Consider the following 6,839-nt stretch of genomic DNA (forward strand, 5'->3'; position numbering starts at 1 on the left):
TAAAAAACGCCCCAGTCATAAATGACTGGGGCGGCTAAATATTCAGCCAAATCCGATTACGTGAAGTAAAAGGTCTGAAATATAGAACATCTTACCTCTGTACCCTACGCGACAAACTCTACCTGATTTTCAGCGCCCTACAAAGGGTTTTTTGTTGTTAAGTTTCAGGATTCGACATCTTTTTTACTAAGCTCATCACACTTTCACGCGTTCGATGTAGTTTAATTACTAAAAAAATGCTTAGACGATAGGCAGTTACAAAACGCGCATTTAATAGACCGCTTTGTGAGGTTGCTGAACCGATTAAGTAAACTTTTTTCTTATGATGATGCCAGCGGCACGCAAATACCGCTGAATCAGCATGATCAGTGTGCCTCATCCCAGTTATCGCCGGTGCCTACTTCCACCTGCAGCGGCACATCCAGCTTCATGCTGTTCTCCATCAGATCACGGATGGTCTTAATGGCGCTATCCACTGCATCGCTGCGGATCTCAAACACCAGTTCATCGTGTACCTGCATAATCATGCGCACGGCATCGTCTTTTTGCTCCAACAGCCAGCCATCCACCGCAATCATCGCGCGTTTGATGATGTCTGCTGCCGTGCCTTGCATTGGGGCATTAATCGCCGCTCGCTCCGCCGCTTTACGACGAATCGCATTGCTGGAGGTGATATCAGGCAGCCACAAACGACGACCATCGAGCGTTTCTACATAGCCTTTCTCTGCTGCCTTCGCGCGCGTCTCTTCCATATAACGCAGCACGCCCGGATAGCGTTCAAAGTAGAGATCCATGTATTTCTTCGCCTCACCCGCACCGATATTGAGCTGGCGGGAAAGACCAAACGCGCTCATTCCGTAGATCAGACCAAAGTTGATCGCCTTGGCACTGCGACGCTGCTCACCTGAAACTTTGCTTAACGCCACACCAAACACTTCTGATGCGGTGGCACGGTGGATATCTTCGCCCTGGGCAAACGCATCCAGCAGGCCTTTGTCTTGCGACAGATGCGCCATGATACGCAGTTCAATCTGTGAGTAGTCCGCGGCGACAATACGATTGCCCGATCCGGCGACAAACGCCTGGCGGATTCGGCGCCCTTCTTCGTTGCGCACCGGGATATTCTGCAGGTTAGGATCGGTAGACGAGAGTCGTCCCGTCGCCGTTACCGCCTGATGATAGGATGTATGTACGCGGCCGGTAAGCGGATTGATCATCAGTGGCAGCTTATCGGTGTAAGTCGATTTCAACTTTGATAAACCACGATGTTCCAGAATTACTTTAGGCAGTGGATAATCGAGAGCCAGTTCAGCCAGCACTTCTTCGCTGGTCGACGGCGCGCCGCCCGGCGTTTTCTTGGTCGGTTTAATACCCTGCTTTTCAAACAAAATGGTTTGCAGCTGTTTAGGTGAAGAGAGGTTAAACGGTTCGCCTGCCAGCTCGTGCGCCTTCAGCTCCAGCTCGGCCACACGCGTGGTCAGCTCCTGCGAGTGTTTCGCCAGGATATTCTGGTCAATCAGCACGCCGTTGCGCTCAATCCGCGATATCACCTTCAACAACGGCATTTCGATCTCTTCAAATACCTGTTTCGGCCCCGCTTCCGGCTCCAGTTTCTCCCACATTTTCAGATGCAATTGCAGCGTGACATCGGCATCTTCCGCCGCGTAGTGGCCCGCTTGTTCGATAGCAATCTGATTAAAAGTGAGCTGATTTTTACCTTTACCCGCGATCTCTTCGAAAGTCACCGTTTTATGGTTTAGCCAGCGCGCGGCCAGACTATCCATATCGTGTTTTCCGCCCACGCTGTTCAGGCAATAAGACTCCAGCATGGTGTCGAATTTGATGCCGTTCAGTTCAATGTCGTAATTCTTCAGCACGCCGCGATCGTATTTGAGATTCTGCCCAACCTTCGCCGCGTTGCCATCTTCCAGCAGCGGTTTTAGCTGCTTCAGCACTTCGCTGCGATCCAGCTGATCTGGCGCATCCAGATAATCATGGGCAACCGGCAGATAAGCTGCTTCGCCCGGCGCGACGGCAAAACCAATGCCGACAATATTGGCGCTTAAGGTATCCAGCGAGTCGGTCTCAAGATCGAAAGCGAAGAGCTCGGCGCTTTTCAGTTTTTTAAGCCATTCGGCAAATGTCGCTTCATCGAGGATAGTGACGTAGCCATCCGCAGAGAGCACGCTGGTCGCTTCGGCAACGGGCGCAGCAGGTTCGCTGAGCTGCAATTTCTTAGCCTGCGCGTTGCTCTTCTTACCTTGTTGCAGCCATGAACCATCCTGCAAATCGGTGATCCAGCGCTTGAATTCATAACGGCTAAACAAGGTTTGCAGCGCTTCGACATTGGGTTCATTGACGACAAGCTGATCGCAGGTCAGATCCAACTCAACGTCGGTTTTGATGGTTGCCAGCTGATAAGACAGGAACGCGACGTCGCGATTTTGCTCCAGCTTCGCCGCCATGGTTTTCGCACCGCGGAACGAGAGATCGGCCACTTTATCGAGATTGTCATAGATTGACTGCATACCGCCCAAGCCTTGCAGCAACGCCTGCGCGGTTTTCTCACCGACTCCCGGCACGCCTGGAATGTTATCGGAGCTGTCGCCCATCATGGCGAGGAAATCGATAATCAGTGCTGGCGGCACGCCATATTTCTGCTCGACCTCTTCCGGACCGAGCACGGTATTCGTCATGGTGTTGATCAAGGTAATCGCAGGCGTCACTAACTGCGCCATATCTTTATCGCCGGTGCTGATCAACACCGGACGGCCGAGTTTTTCCGCCTCTAGCGCCAGCGTACCGATAACATCATCCGCCTCAACGCCAGATACCGCCAACAGCGGCAGGCCCATCGCCTTCACCATTTCATGCAGCGGCTCAATCTGCGCACGCAGATCGTCTGGCATCGGCGGACGGTGCGATTTGTAGTGTTCAAAAAGCTCATCACGGAAGGTTTTGCCTTTCGCATCGAAGACCACAGCCACATGGCTTGGCTGATACTGCATCAACAGGCTTTTCAACATGTTGAGCACACCATACATGGCGCCAGTTGGCTCGCCTGCACTGTTCGTTAGCGGCGGAAAGGCATGATATGCACGGTACAGATAAGATGAGCCGTCGACCAGAATCAGGGGATTTTCTGCAATTTGCGCCATAGGTTCGTATTTTCTTCGTTGCGATAATGAGGGCTATAAGGATGCCACAACCAGAGGAGAATGTTGAATGCACTCGGGGAAGTCAGGATCTTTTTCGTCGTTACGCGGCACAGATCGCAAGGATCAAACTGTGGATAAGTTTGTGCGTAAAAATCATAACGTATTGTTATTTACGTTAATTGCAATTACTTTAATATTAAAAATACATTTATATCAGCAAGTTAAATACTTATCGTGATCTTGCTCGCCCTAATGAAAAGACGATCGTCCATGTGGATATTAAGCGAAGGGTTAGTAAATACATCGCATAAATAAGAGAATAAAGGCAATAAAAAACGCCGGCAGTGCCGGCGTTCTAAAAACTAAATTACTTCTTTTCTACCAGGAACTTCACTACATTGGCGTAATCAGCAACGAAGTTGTCCATTGAGCTGGTATCCAGGCCGCCGTTGTTAACCATATATTTGCCGTTAACGAAGATCGCTGGCACACCTTGCAGATTGACGTCTGCTGCTGCTTTCTGCTGCTGCGCAACCAGCGCTTTTACTGCGAAGCTATTCCACGCTGCATCGTAATCTTCTGAAGAGATACCCGCCGCTTTAATAAAAGTCTCTTTCAGGCTTGCTGCATCGGTAACGGTTTGGGTTTTCTGAATACCGTCGAAAATCGGTGCAGTAACTTTGCTTTCTACGCCTAGCGCCATGGCAACAGCCCATGCCTGAGTGACAACCGGACCGAATTGACCACCAAGGAAATCAACGTGGTATTTGGTCACTTTCGTGTCCGCCGGCAGGTTCTTTTTCACTGCCTCGCTCACGTGATAAACGCGTTCGAACTGGTAGCAATGTGGGCAGAAGAAGGAGAAGAACTCCAGAACCTGCGGCTCACCCGCCACTGGCTTTGGCAAAGTAACGAACTGCTTACCATCGTTGAACTGTGCCGCCGAGGCGCCAAATGCCAGCATTAAACCTACCAGCGCAAACATGATCTTTTTCATCGTGAAACAATCTCCTGAGTACTTCATTAATATTGCGGGCTAAGCTGCAACGGCGGTTCGTGTAACAGCCTTTCCTGCTCGATAAATAATGCAATCTGCCGGCGCCAAAAATCCTCATCTGTCATCCAGGGGAAGGCGCGCGGAAAAGCGGGATCCTGCCAGCGGCGTACTACCCAGGCCAAATAATAAACCATGCGCATAGCGCGTAAAGGTTCAATCAGTGACAATTCATGTAAATCAAAATCACCGAATTCATTATAGGCTTCCAGCAGAATGTCCCATTGAATCAACTGTTCCTGACGATCGCCATTAACCAGCATCCACAAATCCTGCACTGCTGGCCCGTTACGGGCATCGTCAAGATCGACAAACATCGGGCCTTCACGCCACAGAATATTGCCGGGATGGCAATCGCCGTGCAACCTTAACGGCTGCCAATGGCTATGCCAGCGCTGCTGCAGCGTCGCGCTGAGCTTATCAACGGCAGCAAGCAGTAAGTCTTTGACTGAAGCCGGTACTAATGCGCTTTGTTCCAGCTCCCGACGCGGTTGAAAAATATACTCTTCAAGGCCGAAAGTGGGTCGCTGCTGAAACAGACTTAGCTTTGCGGTTTGATGGATGCGCCCCAAAAAGCGGCCAACCCATTCCATCTGATCCTCGTTATCGGTTTCATACTGCCGTCCGCCTAAACTGGGGAAGACCGCGTACATGAAGCCAGCATGATGATTCAACGTGCTGCCCTGCAGAACGAGCGGCGCGGCAACCGGCACTTCATCCTCTAATAAATCCTGAGTGAACTGATGCTCTTCAAGGATCTGTTGTGCGCTCCAGCGCTGCGGACGATAAAACTTAGCCACATAACGGCGTTTATCATCGTCGCTGAACTGATAGACGCGGTTTTCATAGCTATTGAGGGCGGTTAAGCCTGATTCGACACGCAGACCCGCATCCCAAAGTGCATCAAGGATGACATCGGGATTCAACGTCTGGAAATTAAAGGCGGCTTCGCTCATCTTTTTGCCTGTGTGTTACCTTTGCGATTAATGCGCAAGGATAACATTACTCATCATCCTTAATCACACCGCGTGCACGTAATAGCGCGGTTTTGAAGTCCACTTCATAATCCTTTTTCAGGCCGGGAATGGCACTCTGGCTATCTGTGTCACGCATTTTGAGATGGTAAATCAATACATCATCGGTTAATTCACTTAATGGGCCACTGAAACCAGATTCCTGCGCCAGTTTTTGCAAAAATGCCAGCAAGTTGAGATCGGCATCCTTCTGCCATGCGGGTTGCAGAAGCTCGAGCAGTTCATTGAGTCGGTGATATTTCATCATTGATTCCTTTATGCAGATGGTACGCTGCCGCTAAGTAAGTATCGTCCAGAATGAAGCAAGGAGACGAATATGACAGCATTTACCGGCGTGATCCTCGCGGGTGGCCAAGGCAGTCGTATGGGAGGCCAGGATAAGGGGTTATTGATGTTACAGGGTGAACACCTTTATCAGCACGTTTTGCGGCGATTCCGGCCGCAGGTCAATATTGTGTTGATAAGCGCTAACCGTAACATTGATCGCTATCAGGCAAGCGGTTGTCAGGTGGTTATCGATACATTGCCCGATTATCCCGGACCGCTGGCTGGCATGCTCAGTGGTTTACGCAGCAGTAAAAACGAATGGGTCGCTTTCTGCGCTTGTGATACGCCATGGATCCCCAATGACTTTGTCGCGCGTCTGTGGCAACAGCGTAATGATGCGCCCGCTGTGTGGGTGAAATCCTCCCAGCGTGATCATCCAGCTTTAGCGCTGGTCAATTGTGCATTGGCTGACGATCTTGAAACCTGGCTACTGCGCGGCGAGCGACGTTTAATGCAGTTCTTACATGAGCATGGCGGGCATGCTATTGCGTTTTCAGACCCAGAATCTGCGTTCCGCAATATCAATACGCCAGACGATCTCATGAATGAGGAAAAGTATTTATGAGTGGGCGCTTACTGGCGATTTCCGCATGGAGCGGGACAGGAAAAACCACTTTGCTTGAGCAAGTCATTCCACTTCTCAAAACTCAGGGGATTCGATCAGGCTTAATTAAGCACACACATCATCAGATGGATATCGATACGCCGGGGAAAGACAGTTATTTGCTGCGTAAAGCTGGGGCGGATCAGGTGATTGTCGCCAGTAATCAGCGCTGGGCATTGATGGTTGAATCACCTAATAAGCCTTTAAGCCTAATGCAATTAGCATCACAGATGGATAGCTCAACGTTGGATTTGGTGCTGGTCGAGGGCTTCAAAGATGAGCAGGTCCCTAAAATTGCACTTTGGCGGCGTGGCGTTAAAGGTGAGATTAAGGATTTGCTGGATCAGTATGTGATTGCCGTCGCTACTGATGAGGATATGAAACTGAATTTGCCCATGTTGGATATTAATCAGCCAAAGCAGGTTGCCGATTTTATTTTTCAGTGGCTTAAAAAGCGTTGAAATAGCCAGTTTTTGGCTAACATTCAGACGTAAAAAAGCCCCGGACTTTCGTCCGGGGCTTCTTCACTGTCTGGTGCCTGGCAGTTCCCTACTCTCGCATGGGGAGACCCCACACTACCATCGGCGCTACGGCGTTTCACTTCTGAGTTCGGCATGGGGTCAGGTGGGACCACCGCGCTAAAGCCGCCAGGCAAATTCTTT

Annotated in this window: 6 protein-coding genes and 1 rRNA gene; 2 read left to right on the forward strand and 5 right to left on the reverse strand. The window is 50.3% G+C overall.

Annotated elements, in window-relative coordinates; all coding sequences use genetic code 11:
• Positions 1–365 precede the first annotated feature (365 nt).
• The 4 genes from polA to K5Y30_RS23190 all read right to left on the reverse strand — a co-directional run bounded on the left by polA (position 366) and on the right by K5Y30_RS23190 (position 5,490).
• Positions 366–3,158: a DNA polymerase I gene (gene polA / locus K5Y30_RS23175; RefSeq protein WP_222213555.1), complete on the reverse strand. Its 2,793-nt coding sequence runs from the start codon at positions 3,156–3,158 to the stop codon at positions 366–368.
• A gap of 367 nt (positions 3,159–3,525) precedes the next feature.
• Positions 3,526–4,155 (reverse strand): thiol:disulfide interchange protein DsbA, encoded by a 630-nt coding sequence (dsbA, locus tag K5Y30_RS23180; RefSeq protein ID WP_101760723.1) that lies wholly within the window; start codon positions 4,153–4,155, stop codon positions 3,526–3,528.
• 26 nt (positions 4,156–4,181) lie between these two features.
• Positions 4,182–5,168 carry a serine/threonine protein kinase gene (locus K5Y30_RS23185; protein WP_110868417.1) on the reverse strand — a complete coding sequence of 329 codons (987 nt, stop codon included), beginning with the start codon at positions 5,166–5,168 and terminating at the stop codon, positions 4,182–4,184.
• Positions 5,169–5,214: 46 nt separating this feature from the next.
• On the reverse strand, positions 5,215–5,490 hold the full coding sequence (locus K5Y30_RS23190; RefSeq protein WP_101760725.1) for a YihD family protein: 276 nt from the start codon (positions 5,488–5,490) through the stop codon (positions 5,215–5,217).
• A 72-nt stretch (positions 5,491–5,562) separates the two neighbouring features.
• Between K5Y30_RS23190 and mobA the strand changes: the two genes are divergently transcribed.
• Together mobA and mobB are read left to right on the forward strand one after the other, a co-directional pair.
• On the forward strand, positions 5,563–6,138 hold the full coding sequence (mobA, locus tag K5Y30_RS23195) for a molybdenum cofactor guanylyltransferase MobA (RefSeq protein ID WP_101760726.1): 576 nt from the start codon (positions 5,563–5,565) through the stop codon (positions 6,136–6,138).
• Entirely contained in the window at positions 6,135–6,638 is a 504-nt protein-coding gene (gene mobB / locus K5Y30_RS23200; protein WP_222213556.1) for a molybdopterin-guanine dinucleotide biosynthesis protein MobB, read from the forward strand. Before mobA ends, mobB begins: the two co-directional genes overlap by 4 nt.
• 75 nt (positions 6,639–6,713) lie before the next feature.
• On the opposite strand, the gene rrf is transcribed toward mobB, so the two are convergent.
• Positions 6,714–6,829, reverse strand: a 5S ribosomal RNA gene (gene rrf / locus K5Y30_RS23205).
• Positions 6,830–6,839: the final 10 nt, after the last annotated feature.

Origin of the sequence: Pantoea sp. DY-5 (genome assembly GCF_019795955.1) — a bacterium.
GTDB lineage: Bacteria > Pseudomonadota > Gammaproteobacteria > Enterobacterales > Enterobacteriaceae > Pantoea > Pantoea leporis.